The 17,886-nt window shown below is 31.4% G+C and carries 14 protein-coding genes and 1 pseudogene; 6 read left to right on the top strand and 9 right to left on the bottom strand.

The genetic code is table 11. The features are described from left to right. Positions 1-213: 213 nt before the first annotated feature. From C8N26_RS07010 to rpsF, 4 genes are all read right to left on the bottom strand, one after another. Entirely contained in the window at positions 214-3,438 is a 3,225-nt protein-coding gene (locus C8N26_RS07010; RefSeq protein WP_211327792.1) for a TonB-dependent receptor, read from the bottom strand. A gap of 106 nt (positions 3,439-3,544) precedes the next feature. Next, positions 3,545-3,991 carry a 50S ribosomal protein L9 gene (rplI, locus tag C8N26_RS07005; RefSeq protein WP_028892047.1) on the bottom strand — a complete coding sequence of 149 codons (447 nt, stop codon included), beginning with the start codon at positions 3,989-3,991 and terminating at the stop codon, positions 3,545-3,547. Between the two features lie 15 nt (positions 3,992-4,006). Then, entirely contained in the window at positions 4,007-4,303 is a 297-nt protein-coding gene (gene rpsR / locus C8N26_RS07000; protein ID WP_028892048.1) for a 30S ribosomal protein S18, read from the bottom strand. Positions 4,304-4,306: 3 nt separating this feature from the next. Beyond that, positions 4,307-4,648 carry a 30S ribosomal protein S6 gene (gene rpsF / locus C8N26_RS06995; RefSeq protein WP_028892049.1) on the bottom strand — a complete coding sequence of 114 codons (342 nt, stop codon included), beginning with the start codon at positions 4,646-4,648 and terminating at the stop codon, positions 4,307-4,309. A 125-nt stretch (positions 4,649-4,773) separates the two neighbouring features. Between rpsF and C8N26_RS06990 the strand changes: the two genes are divergently transcribed. Continuing rightward, positions 4,774-5,670 carry a sterol desaturase family protein gene (locus C8N26_RS06990; RefSeq protein WP_120186899.1) on the top strand — a complete coding sequence of 299 codons (897 nt, stop codon included), beginning with the start codon at positions 4,774-4,776 and terminating at the stop codon, positions 5,668-5,670. 18 nt (positions 5,671-5,688) lie between these two features. On the opposite strand, the gene C8N26_RS06985 is transcribed toward C8N26_RS06990, so the two are convergent. The 4 genes and pseudogenes from C8N26_RS06985 to C8N26_RS13665 form a co-directional block, all read right to left on the bottom strand. Continuing rightward, positions 5,689-6,750, bottom strand: coding sequence for a hypothetical protein (locus C8N26_RS06985; RefSeq protein WP_211327791.1), 1,062 nt, complete (start codon positions 6,748-6,750; stop codon positions 5,689-5,691). A 66-nt stretch (positions 6,751-6,816) separates the two neighbouring features. Then, positions 6,817-7,608: a hypothetical protein gene (locus C8N26_RS06980; protein WP_120186675.1), complete on the bottom strand. Its 792-nt coding sequence runs from the start codon at positions 7,606-7,608 to the stop codon at positions 6,817-6,819. Beyond that, on the bottom strand, positions 7,595-8,155 hold the full coding sequence (locus C8N26_RS06975; protein ID WP_028892053.1) for an RNA polymerase sigma factor: 561 nt from the start codon (positions 8,153-8,155) through the stop codon (positions 7,595-7,597). Before C8N26_RS06975 ends, C8N26_RS06980 begins: the two co-directional genes overlap by 14 nt. Before the next feature lie 261 nt (positions 8,156-8,416). Beyond that, positions 8,417-9,739: pseudogene (locus tag C8N26_RS13665) on the bottom strand (TPM domain-containing protein). A gap of 204 nt (positions 9,740-9,943) precedes the next feature. On the opposite strand from C8N26_RS13665, the gene C8N26_RS06960 reads away from it, so the two are divergent. From C8N26_RS06960 to C8N26_RS06945, 4 genes are all read left to right on the top strand, one after another. Beyond that, positions 9,944-12,160 carry a RelA/SpoT family protein gene (locus C8N26_RS06960; RefSeq protein ID WP_028892055.1) on the top strand — a complete coding sequence of 739 codons (2,217 nt, stop codon included), beginning with the start codon at positions 9,944-9,946 and terminating at the stop codon, positions 12,158-12,160. A 162-nt stretch (positions 12,161-12,322) separates the two neighbouring features. Beyond that, positions 12,323-12,772, top strand: a complete 450-nt coding sequence (locus C8N26_RS06955) for a Fur family transcriptional regulator (RefSeq protein ID WP_028892056.1) — start codon at positions 12,323-12,325, stop codon at positions 12,770-12,772. 25 nt (positions 12,773-12,797) lie between these two features. Beyond that, a complete protein-coding gene (locus C8N26_RS06950; protein WP_120186672.1) occupies positions 12,798-14,069 on the top strand; it encodes an adenylosuccinate synthase in 1,272 nt (423 codons plus the stop codon). A gap of 33 nt (positions 14,070-14,102) precedes the next feature. After that, positions 14,103-14,636 carry a DUF1572 family protein gene (locus tag C8N26_RS06945; RefSeq protein ID WP_317124621.1) on the top strand — a complete coding sequence of 178 codons (534 nt, stop codon included), beginning with the start codon at positions 14,103-14,105 and terminating at the stop codon, positions 14,634-14,636. A 30-nt stretch (positions 14,637-14,666) separates the two neighbouring features. Here the strand turns inward: C8N26_RS06945 and C8N26_RS06940 are convergent, their stop codons facing one another. Further along, on the bottom strand, positions 14,667-16,100 hold the full coding sequence (locus tag C8N26_RS06940) for a pyridoxal phosphate-dependent decarboxylase family protein (RefSeq protein ID WP_120186671.1): 1,434 nt from the start codon (positions 16,098-16,100) through the stop codon (positions 14,667-14,669). 139 nt (positions 16,101-16,239) lie between these two features. Here C8N26_RS06940 and C8N26_RS06935 point away from each other — a divergent pair, with 139 nt between their 5' ends. Beyond that, positions 16,240-17,883 carry an OstA-like protein gene (locus C8N26_RS06935; RefSeq protein ID WP_120186670.1) on the top strand — a complete coding sequence of 548 codons (1,644 nt, stop codon included), beginning with the start codon at positions 16,240-16,242 and terminating at the stop codon, positions 17,881-17,883. The last annotated feature ends 3 nt before the right edge of the window (positions 17,884-17,886 follow it).

Genomic DNA, 17,886 nt, shown 5'->3' with positions numbered 1-17,886 from the left:
TTTTAAAATATAATCAACCCCTCAAAGACTATATTTTAAAACGTTGTAATTAAAGTCCCCTATCTTTATTTACACTACAAATATCATTGAAATATTTTATAATTATCATAGGAAAATCCCCTTTTCTATAAAAATAACCCCCTAAAATCACAAAACAGCCTTTAACTTTAAAAGCTGTTTCATGGTTAAATTAAGTTATTTATAAGTTTTTATTTAGAAAATATATCGTAAACCTAACTGCATTTGCCAACGAGATAATAGACTTGAATCATAACCAAACGTTTCTTTTTGAGTAGTATTAAATGTATAAGTTGGTTCCTTAGTATAGTCAGGAATATAGTTAGCTGGATCTGTATTCATAGGGTCTACATCTGGGAATCTTACACCTAATGGAGATAAGTTATTTGGTTGTTGAACTACTCCCCAATCAGAATTGATTAAGTTACCAACATTTAATATATCAATACTTAATTGTATTGTATTTTGTTTTTTATCTGATACATTGAAATTAAAATCTTGTAAGATTTTTAAATCCCATCTTCCTCTCCACGGAGCCAATGCTCCATAGCGCTCCATGTATTGCCCTCTATTATCACTTAAATAATCGTCTTGACGGATATACGCTTCAAAAGCATCTGCTTGCTCTTGAGCTGTTTCTCCATTTGGACCACTAACTACAAATTGCATTTGTTGTACTTCACTTGATGTTGGAATGTATAATAAATCATTATTTTGGATAGAAGAATCTCCATTTATATTTCCTGCATATGTATAATTAAACCTTCCTCCTTTAGCATATTCAAAGAAAGTAGAAATAGTAGTAGCAAATTTATCACCTCCATACGTAAACTTTTTAGAAGCAACTCCTATAATTCTATGTGTATCTCCGTATTTAGAATACGCCAACACATCGTTGTTTGCATTACCCACAACAGGATTAAAATCAAATGCATCACCAGTAATTTCAGCTTCAATTGAATTTACATCTTTAGCATTTAAATAGTTGTAAGCTATGCTTGTATATAATCCATTGTCAAAGGTTTTTTGCAATTTTAGAGAAGCATTCCAAATACGTCCTTTGTCTGAATTTGTAAACACATATGCATTATTACCTTTATCCCCAGACATATATACTCCTCTATTGTCAAAAGAAGTGTTTAAAGTTCCACTTGGTTCTCTAAGCCCCCAATTTTGTACATGTGCACCATTAATGTCTTTAGTATATGAAATGTCTGTTGTTGCTATAATTCCATTTTCAAACTTATAATCTAATCCTAAATTAGTTCTCCAAACTTGTGGGAATTTGAAGTCTGGATCAACCAATTGAAAAAAGCCATCATCAGCACCACTTACTTGATTTCCAATCCATACAAAAGGCAAACGTCCTGTAAAAACTCCAGACCCTCCTCGGAGTTGCATTGTGTTATCTCCTTTCACATCCCAATTAAACCCAACTCTAGGTGAAACTAACCACTGATTTGTAGGCATTTTAGTTGAAAGTAATGTTTGCTCTTTACCTGTATTAGGATTATAGTACGTTACTGAATTATCTCTTGTTGCACCATTATCAGTATCTATAAATTTTTGAATTAGACTTGAAGTATTAAAATATAAAGGCTTATCAAAACGAATTCCATAAGTTAATTTAAACTTATCATTCATTTCCCATTCATCTTGTACATAAAAAGCTAATTGACCTACGTTTAGTTCAGATAACTTCCAACCACCATCATTTCCTGCTCCATTAGCATTAAATGTATTGTATGCGTTTTGTGTTGCAGCTAAATATTGCTCCACTACACCTCCTGGTTGTGCTTCAGAAAGAAAAGTCGCTACATCTGGGTACGGACTGAATAATCCATAATATGGAAATATTCCAAAGTTAAACGACTCATAGTTTATTAAATTAAATGAGTTTTTGAACTCAAATTTTTCAAATGAAAAACCAACGGTATACGTGTGATCTCCTTGAAAAAAGTTCATGTTATTAGTTAGTTGAAAAACTTTTTGATCTAGTCTATTATTTATAGAAAATGGTTCATGACCAGCTATGATATAATTACTACCATTCCCATCTTGAATAGAAATTACTGGAGCTGGTGCCGACATAGGATTTCTATAGTCATCAAAATGAGTATAACCTACTTGTAATTTATTAGTTGTTGTTTCTGATAAATTTGAGTTTAATTCTAACTGAAATGAATTTAAGTTATTGTTAATTTCATATCCAGATTTTTCAAACTGTAGTGTTTGAAAACTTGGACCTCTACTACCTAAAGCTGTTGGGTGCGCTGGTTTTTCTTTTGATGCTCTTAAAAAATTGTAAATTAAAGCTAATCTGTTCTTATCATTAATATTCCAATCTAACTTAAAAATTCCTTTGGTAGATTCAGAACCATAAGTAAACCCTTCATAAGCACCTGTATCATATCCTAAAGCAGACAGAGCATTTTTAACCGCCATTAAATCTGACTCTGATACTCTTGATTCATTAATAGCTCCACTTCCAGTGTTTGGCACCCATCCTGCAGTACCTAAATCTTCACGATCATCTTTTTCAAAATTGGCAAAAAAGAATAATTTATCTTTTACTATAGGTCCTCCTAAACTAGCTCCATATTGACTTTGACTCAACTTAGGTTTTACAACATCTTGTCCTTTTATTTTGCCACCTGTCATATCTTGGTTTCTAAAAAAACCATATACTGTACCAGTAAATTCATTTGTTCCACTTTTAGTAACCGCATCAACTGAAGCACCTGTAAAACCTGATAATGTTACATCATAAGGTGCAGTAGATACTGATATTTGCTCAATAGCATCTAGTGATATTGGTTGAGATCCTGTTTGTCCTCCTGGTGTTGGAGAATCTAACCCAAATGGGTTGTTAAAAATAGAACCGTCTAAAGAGAAGTTATTAAACTGGTCATTTCTCCCTCCGAAGGAATTTCCACTAGCAGTTGGTTCTAAACGAGTAAAATCTGCTGCTGAACGTGAAATAGTAGGTAAGGTTTTTAGTTGAATAGCACTCACACTAGTTTGAGCTCCTGTTCTATCATTATTAAAAACTGTACTTCTGGTTGATGATATAACAACCTCTTCTAACTGTTCTCCATCTTCAGCCAGTATACCATCTATATTGGTGGTCTTACCCAGCGTTAAGTAAACGTTAGTTACCTCTTGAGATTCAAACCCAATATAACTAAATGTTACTTTATAAGGTCCTCCTACTCTTAAATTAGGAATGGTGTACCTACCATTTTCTTGAGCAACAGCTCCTGATATAGTACCCGTAGGTTCATGCAAAACTACAATGTTAGCACCAAACAATGGTTCTCCTTGACTGTCTGTTACAATTCCTTTTATTTTTGATGTAGTTATCTGGGAAAAGATGGATAAACTCAAAAAAACAAAAGAGAATACTAATAATTTTTTCATAATAGTACTGATTTTGTTTATGTTACATCTCAAATTTAAGAAATAAAAAAATCCGCTCGACTGAGCGGATTTATACTTTATTAACAGGTATTTAACAATTTAGTTACTATTCAGCAACTACTTCAAATACGATGTCAGCTACAACTGTTCTGTGTAAACGTACAGCAGCGTTGTATTTCCCTAATCTTTTTACGTTACCTCCAGTAACTTTGATAAATTTCTTATCGATTTCAGTACCAGCTTTTACTAAAGCTTCTGCAACATCAATGTTGTTAACTGAACCAAATAATTTATCTCCTGAACCTACTTTAGAAGCTATCTTGATTTCATAACCTTTAATAGTTTCAGCTACTTTGTTAGCGTCTTCTATTAATTTAGCTTCTTTATAAGCACGTTGCTTTAAGTTTTCTGCTAATACTTTTTTAGCTGAAGAAGTAGCTAAAATTGCATATCCTTGAGGTATTAGGTAGTTACGTCCGTAACCATTCTTAACAGTTACGATATCGTCTTTAAAACCTAAGTTTTCTACGTCTTGTTTTAATATCAATTCCATGTTTCTACTTCTTTATTATTTTAACATATCTCCAACGTATGGCATTAAAGCTAAGTGACGTGCTCTTTTGATAGCTTGAGCCACTTTACGTTGATATTTTAATGATGTTCCTGTTAAACGTCTTGGTAAAATTTTACCTTGCTCGTTTACTAAATACATTAAGAAGTCTGCATCTTTGTAATCGATGTATTTAATACCGTTTTTCTTGAAACGACAGTATTTAGCTTCTTTCTTAGTTTCAATATCAAGCGGAGTTAAGTAACGTACTTCCCCTTGCTTATTTCCTTTTGCTTGTTGTTCTATAGATGCCATTTCTTACTTTTTTGCAGATTTAACACGTTCTCTTCTCTTTTCAGCCCAAGCTGCAGCATGCTTGTCTAACTTTACAGTTAAATAACGCATAACGCTATCGTCACGTCTAAACTCTAATTCAAACGGAGCGATTGCTTCACCTGCTACTTTATACTCAAATAAGTGGTAAAATCCACTTTTTTTCTTCTCGATTGGATAAGCTAACTTCTTTAAGCCCCAATCTTCTTTAGAAATCATTTCTGCACCTTTAGAAAGTAAGTAGTCCTCAAACTTCTTTACTGCTTCCTTTATCTGAGTTTCAGATAAAACGGGATTCAAAATGAAAACAGTTTCGTAATGATTCATAATTAAATTATTTAAAATTTATTTTTAAGCTTGCAAATATACTGCTTTTTACTGCATAAACAAACTCTTAACTTATAAAAAATTTCATGATTTTATGTATGTTTGTAACTAAACGACCTTATACTATGCAAATTCCTGAAATCCCTAACCTAATTCACTATGCTATTCCTTTCTTTATTTTAACAGTAATTATTGAAGTTATTTTAACTGTTAAAGTAAAATTAGAAGATTACGAATTTAAAGATGCTGCGACTTCAATTACTATGGGATTGGGTAATGTTTTTATAGGATTGCTTACTAAAGGAATTATTTTAGGGATATTTCTGTTTTTATATCAATATCGTTTATTCACCATTCCATTTGCCTGGTGGTCGTGGATTATCTTATTATTTGCTGAAGATTTTGCATACTATTGGAATCACAGAATAGCACACGAAAGTCGTTTGTTTTGGGCTAGCCATGTGGTACATCATTCTTCAACAAAATATAATTTAAGCACCGCTTTACGACAAACTTGGTCAGGAAGTTTTTATACATTCATATTTTGGGCTCCATTGGCTATTATAGGGTTTCATCCATTAATGATTTTAACTCAAATGAGTATTAGTTTGCTATATCAATACTGGATTCATACCGAACTTATTAACAAAATGCCTAAATGGTTTGAAGCTATTTTTAATACACCAAGTCATCATCGAGTGCATCATGCTACCAATCCTCAATATTTAGACAGAAATCATGCTGGAATTTTTATTATTTGGGATAAACTCTTTGGTACTTTTGAACCTGAAGTTGAAAAACCTGTGTATGGTTTGGTAACAAATATCAATACGTATAATCCTATAAAAGTTGCTTTTATTGAATGGTATAATATGTTTACTGATGTATTTAAAAGCAAAACTTCTGTTGGAAAAAGGCTTTTATACTTTATAAAACCTCCTGGATGGAAACATGACGGAACAGGAAAACTTTCTACCGATTTACGTAAAGAATGGGAAAAAAATAAAAAAGGAGAAATTTAAATTCCTCCCCTTCTTTATTTAATTAATATCAAATCGAACTCCTAATGAAATATTTCTTGTATCTGTATCTTTAAATAACGGATTTAAATCATACTTAGCATATAATCCATAACCTTTGTATGCTACAAAAGCACTTAATCCGTAATTGATTGTATTCATATTAAAGTTATCTTTTTGAACCTCTTCAATCATAACTCCTTGGGCATTTCTATATTCTAAATACTGACGAGTTCCTAATTTAAATCCGAAGAAACCACCTACTCCTAAACGAAAAGCTTTATGAGTTCTATCTACTACTTCGCCATCAGAATACTTTTTGTTTTTAGAGAAATCAAACTCCAAATGCATAGGAAATGTCATTTGTACATGACGTAATCTACTTTCTGAAAGTTGATCAGGGTGAATACTCAAATTTGTTTCATCTCCATTTACTACATGATATCGATTGTTTTCTGCTCTTAAGTTATTCCACAAAAAAGAAACCCCATATTTAAAATACGTTTTAGATGGTTCTTTAGTAAAACGTGTTTTAAATGTAAATCCTAATTCGTAAAAATGTGATTGCCAAAATTTGTACTCAGAATCATTTAACGAACTAAACTCATTGTTCGTTAATACATTATTTACACCTAGCGCAAACACTATTTGTGAGGTTGTTCTTTTTTTTCTTCTTCTTTTTTCTTTTTCAACTTCATCTTTAGAAAGATCTAATTTAAACTCTGCTCCTGCAATTCTAAAAGTACCAACATTGGTATCTTCTTCACTACTTAATACTTTTCCATCAATTTTATCTTGTACTAATTGTTGTAGGTTTTGTTCTTGAACAGAAACTTCTCTTTCAATTTGTTCTGCATGATATTGAGCCGCTTCTTTTTTTAACTTCACAGCTTCATCAAGCGTTATTTTATTACTTTCTAATTGAGCGTTAATATCTTTAATTTTCAACTTTAACGAGTCTTTGTGTTGTTGTGTGATTTTATCGATAGTATTTGATATTTTTTTTACTTCTTTTTCAAATACTTTTTCTTGAGAATGGGCAATAGTTGTTACAAACAACACTAATAATAGTATTCTTTTCATTTTTGTAATTTTAAATTAAACTGATAATAATTTTGGTGATTTAATTATCGATAATTGGTAAGCGCTTTATTTATTTCTATCAACAATTGCTACTGCAATGTCTGATATTTTTAGTTTTAGTTTCTGCATGAAGTCTCCGTTATACTCTTCATCATCAATTGTTCTTTCTACCTCTGCTAAAATCGTATTAGGATTAATTTTAAAATCAGATCTTTTCAATTCATCCTCTATCGTTTTTAACACATCTTCACGTTTCACTTTATGTCTTGCGTAATATTCTTTAATTTCTTCTGAATTATGGGTTACAGCGAACAATAAATCGTCACTATTTACTTTTATTCTTGAATTATCATTCTTTTTAACTTCTATTGAAGAAGTTTTATCTACAGAAGCTATTACAATTTCTTTTGGTAAACTTTTTTCTTGAATTGGTTTAAACTCTAATTCTTCTTTAGATTGACTAATAACAACTTCCGTTTTATCATCTATAATTGGAATTTGGTTGACTTTCTTCGGTAAAATTTCTTCTTTTTTTTCTTCAACCTGTACAATAGCTTCTTCAGTGTCGTTTATCAACTCCTTCATTTTAACATCATTCATTTTTAAGGTATCTATAGAAGTTTCAACAATTGTTTCTATTGATTTTTCAGTATCAGAATTTAGAAAAAAAGAAAATCCTACACTCAACAACAAAGCTAAACTTGCCGCATAACCAACATATAAAAACCAATTTCTTTTCTTTTGATTTTGATGTTCGTCTAGTTGAGAATTCAAACGTTCCCAAGCTGATGATGAAGGTGACAACTCTCTATTTTTGAGTTTATCAGCAATTTGTTTATCTATTTTATTTGTTGACATCTTTAATTTGATTCATTTTACAATAATTCGTTTGCAACCATTTACGAGCTTTAAACAACTGCGACTTTGAAGTACTTTCAGAAATTTGCAGCTTTTTGGCTATTTCTGAATGTTTATAACCTTCAATAGCATATAAATTAAATACTAACTTATAGCCTTCTGGAAGTGTATCTATGAGTTTTTGAATATCTTCTACCGAAGTATTTTCTAAACTTTCGGTAGCAGCATCGTTAAAAACGAATTCCTCATCAGATAGTTGAATAAGATTCTTTTTTTGTAAATAACTTACACAAGTATTCACCATAATTTTACGAATCCACCCTTCAAAACTTCCTTCTCCTTTAAATTTTTGTAAGTTGGTAAAAACCTTAAAAAAACCTTGTAACATCAAATCTTCTGCATGATGTAAATCTTTTACATATTGTCTACAAACTCCTAACATTTTGGGTGAGTACTGTTCAAACAATTGCTGTTGAGCTTCTCTGTTCTGCTCAGTTGCCTTTTTTATAAGCTTCGCTTGTTTGTTATGCAGTGAAATAATTTTCAATTTCTTTTTATAGTTTTTATTGCCTTACAAATATATAGACTAGTAAAATTGAAAAAAGGTTGCCTGAAGAAAAAAACCTCCAGCTTTTTTTAAATGCTGGAGGTTCGAATATCATCTTTAAATGATATTTCAGGGGGGGACTTGTCTTTTAAAGTCAGCTCCTCTGAATTATATCACAAATTTATAGTATCTCTGTAAATATTTTTACAGGAAAAAACCTAGATGTTTCTAATTTTAAGATTATTTTAATAATAAATGGTTTTACCAGCTTACACCTGCTCCACCACCACCTGAACTTCCTCCTCCAAAACTTGATGACGATGAGGATGATGACCATGATGATCCTCCTGAACTAGAAGAAGAACTACTAGATCTTTCTAATCTTGGGATTATAATAGTTTTGCTTTCTTGATAGTTGCAATTCTTACATAAATAATCTTCTCGTTTTTCACCACTAGAATCATAAGTAGCCTTATGTATAATCTTTGTGCTTATTCTTCCAAAGGTTTTATACCTACACTGTTTGCAATTTGTATATTTTCTACTAGAACCTTCATATTCGAGAATTAAAATATCGCTTTCATCTTCTGTTACCCAAACATCATATTCTTTCGATTTAATTTTCTCTTCGAGAATTTGCGCTTTTTCTAAAAAATCGTTTTCAGCCCATTCACTTTTTAAATAAAATTGTTTTCCGTTCTTTTTACTGAAACGAGGAGAAAAACGATACAATTTAAGCTTAGACTTTACATATCTATTAATAAAATACAAGGGCAAAGGAAATAGAAAAAGTAAACATCCTAAACCTAGTTTACTCATATCTTGATACTTGTCATACAAATCTTCTTTTGACACATCTATTGACCTTGCTTTAATAACAAACCAACCTCCTATAAACAAGCTAACTATCAAATAAAAAAACAGGTATATAAAAAATGGATTCTTAAAAAAGCTAGTTTCATTTTCATTGTAATAATTAATATTCTGAGCATAAATTTCATCAATAACATCAGGATTATCTATTATTTCCTCAACTCTAGAAACAGCTGCTAACATTCCTTTCCCAAATTCACCTTGTTTAAAATAAGGAACAACTTCATCAGTTCCTATTCTATGGCAAACGATATCCGTTAAAATAGGCTCTAAACCATACCCTACTTCAAACTCTGTTCTTCGTTAATCTATCACAGTTAAAATTAACAAACCATTATCTACCTCTTTATCTCCTATACCCCAATCCTCAAATAATTTTACAGCAAAATTTTTAGGTACTTCTTGTCCTATGCTTTTAACAATTACTATGACTATTTGAGCTGTTGTTTTTTGTTCTAACTCCCATAGTTTCAAGTTTAACTCATGTTCTTCAAGAGCTTTAATATAATTATTAGGGTCAGAGATAAATCCGTTAGCACCATTCTTTTTCGGATTAGGAACCTCTTTAATAGAAAAAACTTCTTTTTGTTTGTATGTTGGTGGAATAAAACTTTTTGGATGACTAAGTTGCTCTTGTTTTTCTTCTTTTGTTATTTCTTGTAACGGCTTTACAACCTCCTCTCCCTTAATAACCTCCTGAAAGCTATACATTTGAAAAGTTAGTAGTAATACTATAAAATTTAGAACGTACTTTTTCATCTCTTATCCTTTAATATATTTTTCTATTTCCTTTGTTTTTGGGCTTATAAAAGTAATAAGTTTACTATAAACATTTACTCTTAAAACTTGCTCAATATAAATCTTTGCACTACTTTTATTTTAGATCATAATAAAACAAACAAGAGCTTTTAGTGTATGAGTTATAATGTAACGATAGAAGAAGAGAACAAAGAGATAGCTAGTAGGTATAAAAACTTATTAAAGGGTACGTATCAAACTTTATCTGAAGACGATAAAAAACTGATTCGTAAAGCTTTTGATATTGCTGTAGAAGCACATTCTAAACAGCGTAGAAAAACAGGAGAGCCATATATTTATCATCCTATTGCCGTTGCTAAAATTGTTGCTGATGAAATAGGCCTAGGTGCTACTTCTATTGCTGCAGCTTTACTTCATGATGTTGTTGAAGATACTCCTTACACTATTGATGACATGGAGCGTTTGTTTGGAGAAAACATTGCCCGTATTGTTAGTGGTTTAACTAAAATATCTAACTTAAAACAAGAGCAAGATTACTCTATACAAGCAGAGAATTTCAGGAAAATGTTACTCACTTTGCATGATGATGTTCGTGTAATTCTTATCAAGATTGCTGATAGATTACACAACATGCAAACTATGGATTCGATGCCTCCTCATAAGCAGGTAAAAATAGCATCTGAAACCTTATACATTTATGCTCCTCTTGCGCATCGTTTAGGTTTATATAATATTAAAACTGAATTAGAAGATTTAGGTTTAAAGTATACTGAACCCGATGTTTACCAAGACATTTTAACTAAAATTAAAGAGAGCAAAGAAGACCAACAAAAGTATATTGATAGCTTTACTGGTATTTTAAAAGAAGCTTTAGATAAAGAAGGTTTTAAATATGAAATAAAAGGTCGTTTTAAGTCTATTTTCTCTATTCGTAGAAAAATGCGCAAACAAAACGTAACTTTCGATGAAGTGTACGATAAGTTTGCTATTAGAATCATCTACCATCCTTCTTCCGGAGATGAAAAGTTTGATGCTTGGAAAATATACTCGATTGTAACAGACTTTTTCAAACCCAACCCTGCTCGTTTACGCGATTGGATTTCTCAACCAAAATCTACCGGATACGAAGCCTTACATATTACTGTAATAGGTCCACAAGCAAAATGGGTTGAAGTACAAATTCGTTCAGATAGAATGGATGAGATTGCTGAAAAAGGATACGCAGCTCATTTTAAATACAAACAAGGCAGCGTTAAAGAAAATGGTTTAGAAGGTTGGTTAAACCGTTTAAAAGAAAGCTTAGAGAATCAAAGTTTAGATGCTGTTGATTTTGTTGAAGATTTTAAACTTAACCTCTACGCTAAAGAAATTTATGTATTCACACCTAAAGGAGACTTAAAATCACTTCCTAAAGGAGCTTCTGCATTAGATTTTGCATTTTCTGTACATACCGATGTAGGTTTAAAATGTCGTGGTGCAAAAGTAAATGGAAAATTAGTTCCATTAAGTCATGAATTAAAAAGTGGTGACCAAGTTGAAGTTCTTACTGCATCTAATAACAAACCAAATGTACGTTGGCTAGATTTTGTAATAACTGCCAGAGCTCGTGCTAAAATTAAATCTGCCTTAAAAGCAGAAGAAAAGAAAATAGCTGAAGAAGGAAAAGCTATTTTACAACGAAAATTACGTCATTTAAAGATTAATGCTACTGAGAAGGTTATTCATGAACTAGCCAGTTATTTCGGATTAAAAACTAGCTTCGATTTATTTTACCGTGTTGGTAATGGTGCTATAGATAATACTCAACTTAAACAGTTTGTTGCTCAGAGAAGTAGTAGTTTTATGGGCTTTATCAAAAGTACTTTCCGTCGTACTCCTTCCAAAGAAATTTTAGAAAAAGAAGAAGTAACAAACAAATACGACGCTTTAGTTTTTGGTAAGGAAGAACAAACGTTAGATTATACATTAGCAAAATGTTGTTCTCCAATTCCTGGTGATAAAGTTTTTGGTTTCGTTACCATTAATGAAGGAATTAAAGTTCATAAAAACGATTGCCCGAATGCAATTTCTTTACAGTCAAATTATGCATACAGAATTATGCCAGCAAAATGGATTGATTCTACCAAGCAAGAATTTACTGCTATTTTACACCTTTCAGGTATTGATAATAAAGGAATTGTTAATAACATTACCAAGATAATTTCTAACAGTATGGATGTTTTTATCCATAGTATTAACATCTCTGGAGATAATGGCGTTTTTGACGGAAAACTATCGTTAAGTGTAAAAAATAAAAACCAATTAGAGAAGCTAATAGGTAACATGAAAAAAGTTGATGGTGTACAAAAAGTTGAACGTGTTAATACTTTGTAAACATCATTTTAATATCGTTGTTTTTTTATCAAGAAATAAACGTAAATTTGCCCTTTAATTCAAATCGCAAATAAGCGTAAGTGATTTTTATTAAAGATACATTTTAATAAGTACAAATATTTGAATCGTATATCTCACCTAGTGAGTAAAATTTTAAAATAAATGAGTAATTCAGCAGAAAATCAAGAAATTGTAAAAAAAGTGTTTACTTCTTTTCTAGAAGAAAACAAGCATCGTAAAACACCAGAACGTTATGCTATTTTACAAGAGATTTACGATGCTGATGAGCATTTTGATATTGAATCTTTGTATATTAAAATGAAAAACAAAAACTATCGTGTAAGCAGAGCTACGCTATACAATACGATGGATTTGTTATTAGATTGTGGGTTGGTTCGTAAACATCAGTTTGATGGACAATCTATGGCGCGTTACGAAAAAAGTTACTTCGATAAAAACCACGATCATGTAATTCTTACAGACACTGGTGAGGTAAAAGAATTTTGCGACCCTCGAATTCAAATTATCAAAAAAACTATTGAAGATGTTTTTGATATTGATATTCACAATCATTCACTTTATTTCTACGGAACAAAAAGAAACAACAAATAAAAACATACACTTAACAACACACTAAATGGCAGTAGATTTATTACTTGGTTTACAATGGGGAGACGAAGGAAAAGGTAAAATTGTAGACGTATTAACAAAAAACTACGATATTATTGCTCGTTTTCAAGGAGGTCCTAACGCAGGTCATACCTTAATTTTTGACGGAAACAAGCACGTATTGCACACAATTCCTTCAGGAATTTTTCATAAAACAGCTTTAAATGTAGTAGGTAACGGAGTGGTTATTGACCCTGTTATCTTTAAAAAAGAATTAGAAAATTTAGATAAGCATAACATTGATTACACTTCTAAATTATTAATTTCTCGTAAAGCACACTTAATTTTACCAACACACCGATTATTAGACGCTGCGTCTGAAACTTCAAAAGGAAAAGCAAAAATCGGTTCTACACTAAAAGGAATTGGTCCTACTTACATGGACAAAACTGGTAGAAACGGAATGCGTGTTGGAGATTTAGAATTAGACAACTGGAAAGATAAGTATAGAGCTTTAACTGAAAAGCATTTAAGTATGTTAGCATACTTCGATGTACAAATTGATTACGATTTAGATGAGTTAGAAGCTGAGTTTTCTAGAGGTATTGAAAAATTAAAAACATTACAATTTATCGATTCTGAAGAGTTTTTAAACAAAGCTATTAAAGAAGGTAAAACTATTTTAGCTGAAGGTGCTCAAGGATCATTATTAGATATTGATTTTGGAACCTATCCATTCGTAACTTCATCTAACACCACTGCTGCTGGTGCTTGTACTGGTTTAGGAGTTGCTCCTAACAGAATTGGTGAGGTTTTCGGTATTTTTAAAGCTTATACTACTCGTGTAGGTTCAGGACCTTTCCCAACTGAGCTATTTGATGAAGATGGTGCTACAATGGCTAAAGTTGGTCATGAATTTGGAGCTACTACAGGTCGTCCTCGTCGTTGTGGATGGTTAGATTTAGTTGCTTTAAAGTACGCTGTTGATGTAAATGGAGTAACACAGTTAATGATGATGAAAGGTGATGTGTTATCTGGCTTCGATACTTTAAAAGTATGTACTTCTTACAACTATAAAGGAGAAGAAATTTCTCACTTTCCATACAATATCGAACCTGAAAATGTATCTGTAAACTACACTGAGTTTAAAGGTTGGAAGGATGATTTAACAAAAATGTCTTCTGCTGATCAGTTACCTCAAAACTTATTAGATTACATTGCGTTTATCGAAAAGGAAACAGGTGTACCTGTAAAGATAGTTTCAGTTGGACCAGACAGAAAACAGACAATTAACAGATAAATTCTGAAGGAGTTCGAAAGAGCTCCTTTTTTTATGATGGTACAAGAATATTTAGATAATATCACAGCACAGTTTAAATCGTATAAAGAGGTAGCTGATAAAACGATTGCACAACTAGAAGAAAAGGACTTACACTGGAAGTACAATGAAGAAAGTAATAGCATTGCTGCTATTATTGTACATGTATCTGAAAACATGTTATCTCGTTGGACAGACTTTTTTACTTCTGATGGTGAAAAAGATTGGAGAGATAGAGATGCTGAATTTGAAACTCATGACTTATCTAAAAATGAATTAATTGCTCAATGGGAAAAGGGTTGGAATTGTCTTTTTTCTGCTTTAAATTCATTAAATGAAGAAAATTTCAATCAACCTATTCTTATCAGAAATAAACAGGTTAAACTAATTGAAAGTATTACTAGGCAAATGGCTCATTTTCCTTATCATATTGGTCAAATAGCTTATGTAGGTAAGATGATTTTAAATGATAAATGGCAAACAGCTTCTATAACAAAAGGAAAATCAAAAGAGTTTATACAGGCTCAGTTTGAAAAAAACTCAAATTAAAAAGGGAAGTTAATCAACTTCCCTTTTATTTTATTTCTTGCCATTTAAAATTTCTTCTCCAAATTGATGACACAGCTCTAAAGTTTTTTTAATATCATCCATCGTAGTTTTCGGATTTATTAAACACATTCTTAATACTACTTGCTTATTAAGTATTGTAGTAACTAATAATGCTTCTCTAGATTCCATTATCTTTTGAGATATTTTCTGATTTAACTCATCTAATTCTTTTTCTGATAAGCTTAACCCAATAGGATTATATCTAAAATTAATAACTGCCAACGTAGCTGGTGAAATAATTTCCCAATTTCTACTTTTACGCAGCATCTTTTCTACATCATCAGCTAATTGAATATTATAACTTACCGCCTCTTTAAAAGTATTTAATCCGTAGGTTTTAATAGACATATAAAACTTTAATGCTCTAAAACGTCTTGTTAACTGAATTCCATAATCATAAAAATTAATTTCTGATTCATTTCCTTCAATATCTCTTAAATACTCAGGTTTTTCACTAAACGTATTGCTTAACCAAGAAGAATCTTTCACTAATAAACAACCTATTTCATAAGGTTGATAAAACCATTTATGCGGATCTACTGTTAACGAATCTGCTCTATCAATACCTCGTAATGCTTTAGCTCCTTTTTCAGATAAAATTGCTGCTCCACCATAAGCTCCATCAATATGAAACCAAAGGTTTTCTTCTTCACAAATATCTGCAATATCATTTAAAGGATCTACAGTACCCGTATTGGTTGTTCCTGCCGAAGCGATATAACAAAACGGTTGTAATCCTTCTAACCTGTCTTTTGCTATGGCATTTTTTAACTTGTTGATACTAATTCTGAATTCAATATCAGTAGGTAAAATTCGAATTTGTTCTTTCTTAAATCCTAAAACGCGAATTGCTTTAATATTTGAAGAGTGTGCTTGATCTGACAAATAAATAACAGCTTTCGAAAAATCATCTCCACACTTTAAACGTCTTGCTGTAGCTAAAGCTGTTAAATTTGCCATAGAACCACCACTGGTAAAAATTCCCCCTCCTTTTTCTACAGGAAAATTGTACATTTTTAATAGCCAGTTCATCGTTACAATTTCTAACTCAGCAGCCGCAGGAGAAACCATCCATCCACCAGAAAAAATATTGAATCCAGTAGCTAAACTATCAGCCATAGTACTAATAAAATTGCTAGGTCCTGGTACAAATGAAAAAGCTTTAGGGTGCGAAACAACTGTACTATTAGGCATTACATTATCCATCACAAAGTCTAACACTTTTTCAGCAGGCATGCCTTCTGCAGGTGCTTCTTGTAAAAAAATACTATCCATTTCTTTTCTAGTAGCACTAGCAACAGGTTTTTGCTTGTCTAAAGTATCCCAATGTTCAGCAATTATATCAACTATTTTATATCCGTAAGATTTCATCTCTTCTTTTGATAAATCAAAATGAGCGCTCATATCTTTATATTTTTTTAATTTGCTACAAAATTAACCATTTACTAAAAGACAGCCTTTTATTTATCTTGATAATTTTATTTCTTTATTAAGATTTTTGGCATGTTCTTTTCATTATTTTTGTGCATTAAATCGTATTATTTTGAAAAAACTATTTCTACTAGCTTTTATATTATTCTCTGTTGTAAGTTTTTCTCAAACAAAAAAAATCAAAATCCTTTCTACCGAATTAAGTACTGCTGATGAAAGCAAGTATCCTGGAGCTACACTGTTAATTGGTAAGGTAAAAATGTCGCACGAAGGCGCTACGTTAGATTGCCAAAGAGCCTTACTATATAAGGATAAAAACTTGTTTAAAGCCATTGGTGAAGTAGTAATTGAACAAGGAGACACAATTATTCAATACAGTGATTTTGCTACTTATAACGGAAATACGAAAAAAGCGAAATCTTGGGGTAATGTAGAAATTAACGATAAAGAAATGACGTTAAAAACTGATACACTTCATTTTGACAGAGTTAACCAAGTACTACATTATCCTAACGGAGGGACAATTAGAGATACCAAAAACACCCTAAAAAGTGTAAAAGGAACCTATCTTTTAAGAGATAAAAAATTCACTGCGCAATCTAAAGTAACAGTTGTAAATCCAGAAAATCACCTAGAATCTGACCATTTAGATTATTATACAAACACACAACTAGCCTACTTATATGGGCCAAGTACCATTACCAATTTAAAAGACAGTACCAAAGTATATTCTGAAAGAGGTTTTTACGACACAAATACCGATATTTCTTACTTCGTAAAAAATGCCAAGTTATTTTTAAAAGAACGTACAGTCTCTGCCGATAGTTTATACTATGACAAACGTAACGGATTTGCTTCTGCGACCAACAATATAAAGGTGGTAGATACTGTTCAGAACATGGTTGCTAAAGGAAACTATGCTGAGTTATACGAACAAAAAGATTCTTTATTCATTATTGATAGAGCCGTTGCTATTTCTGTTTTTGAAAAAGATTCAATGCACGTTGCTGGTGATAAAATTTTACTTACAGGAAAACCTGAAAAACGAATTGCCCGTATTTTTAACAACGTAAAAATATTTAAATCTGACTTACAAGGAAAGTGCGATTCCATTCATACCAGCCAAGAAACAGGATTGACAAGAATGTTTAAAAGACCTATTTTATGGTCTAAAAACAGCCAAATTACAGGCGATAGCATTCAATTATTAACTAATAAAGAAACCAATAAGTTAGATTCCTTAAAAGTGCTTCAAAATGCTTTTATGATTCAGCAAGATTCAATTCACAAAGAAAATTTTAACCAAATAAAAGGAAGAAATATTTACGGAAAATTTGAAGATGATGAGCTACGCACGATGATGGTTATTGGTAATGCTGAATCGTTATATTTTAATAATAACGATGAAACGCATAAGCTTGAAACCATTACCAAAGAAATAGCGAGTGATATTGAATTTATTTTAGAAAACGGACAAATAGCGCAAACTAAATACTTTAAAAAGTCGGAAGGAACTACCTATCCCCCTTCTGAATTCCCTTCAGAAGAACATAAATTTAAAGGTTTTTTGTGGCGTGGTGATGAACAACCCTTAACTGTAGAAGACATTTTTGTAAAAGACACCACTAGCACTCCTCCTACAAGAGAAAAAAAGGAATTAGATGTTGTAAAAGAAGCCAAAGAAAACTTTTTAAAAGAATCTTCTAAAAAAGAGACTAAAGAACGAAAAAAACTAAATCTTAAAGAATTAAAATAATTC

Source organism: Tenacibaculum lutimaris (genome assembly GCF_003610735.1).
GTDB lineage: Bacteria > Bacteroidota > Bacteroidia > Flavobacteriales > Flavobacteriaceae > Polaribacter > Polaribacter lutimaris.
Note: the sequence above shows the minus strand (reverse complement) of the source record. Positions and strands in the feature narration are given on the sequence as shown.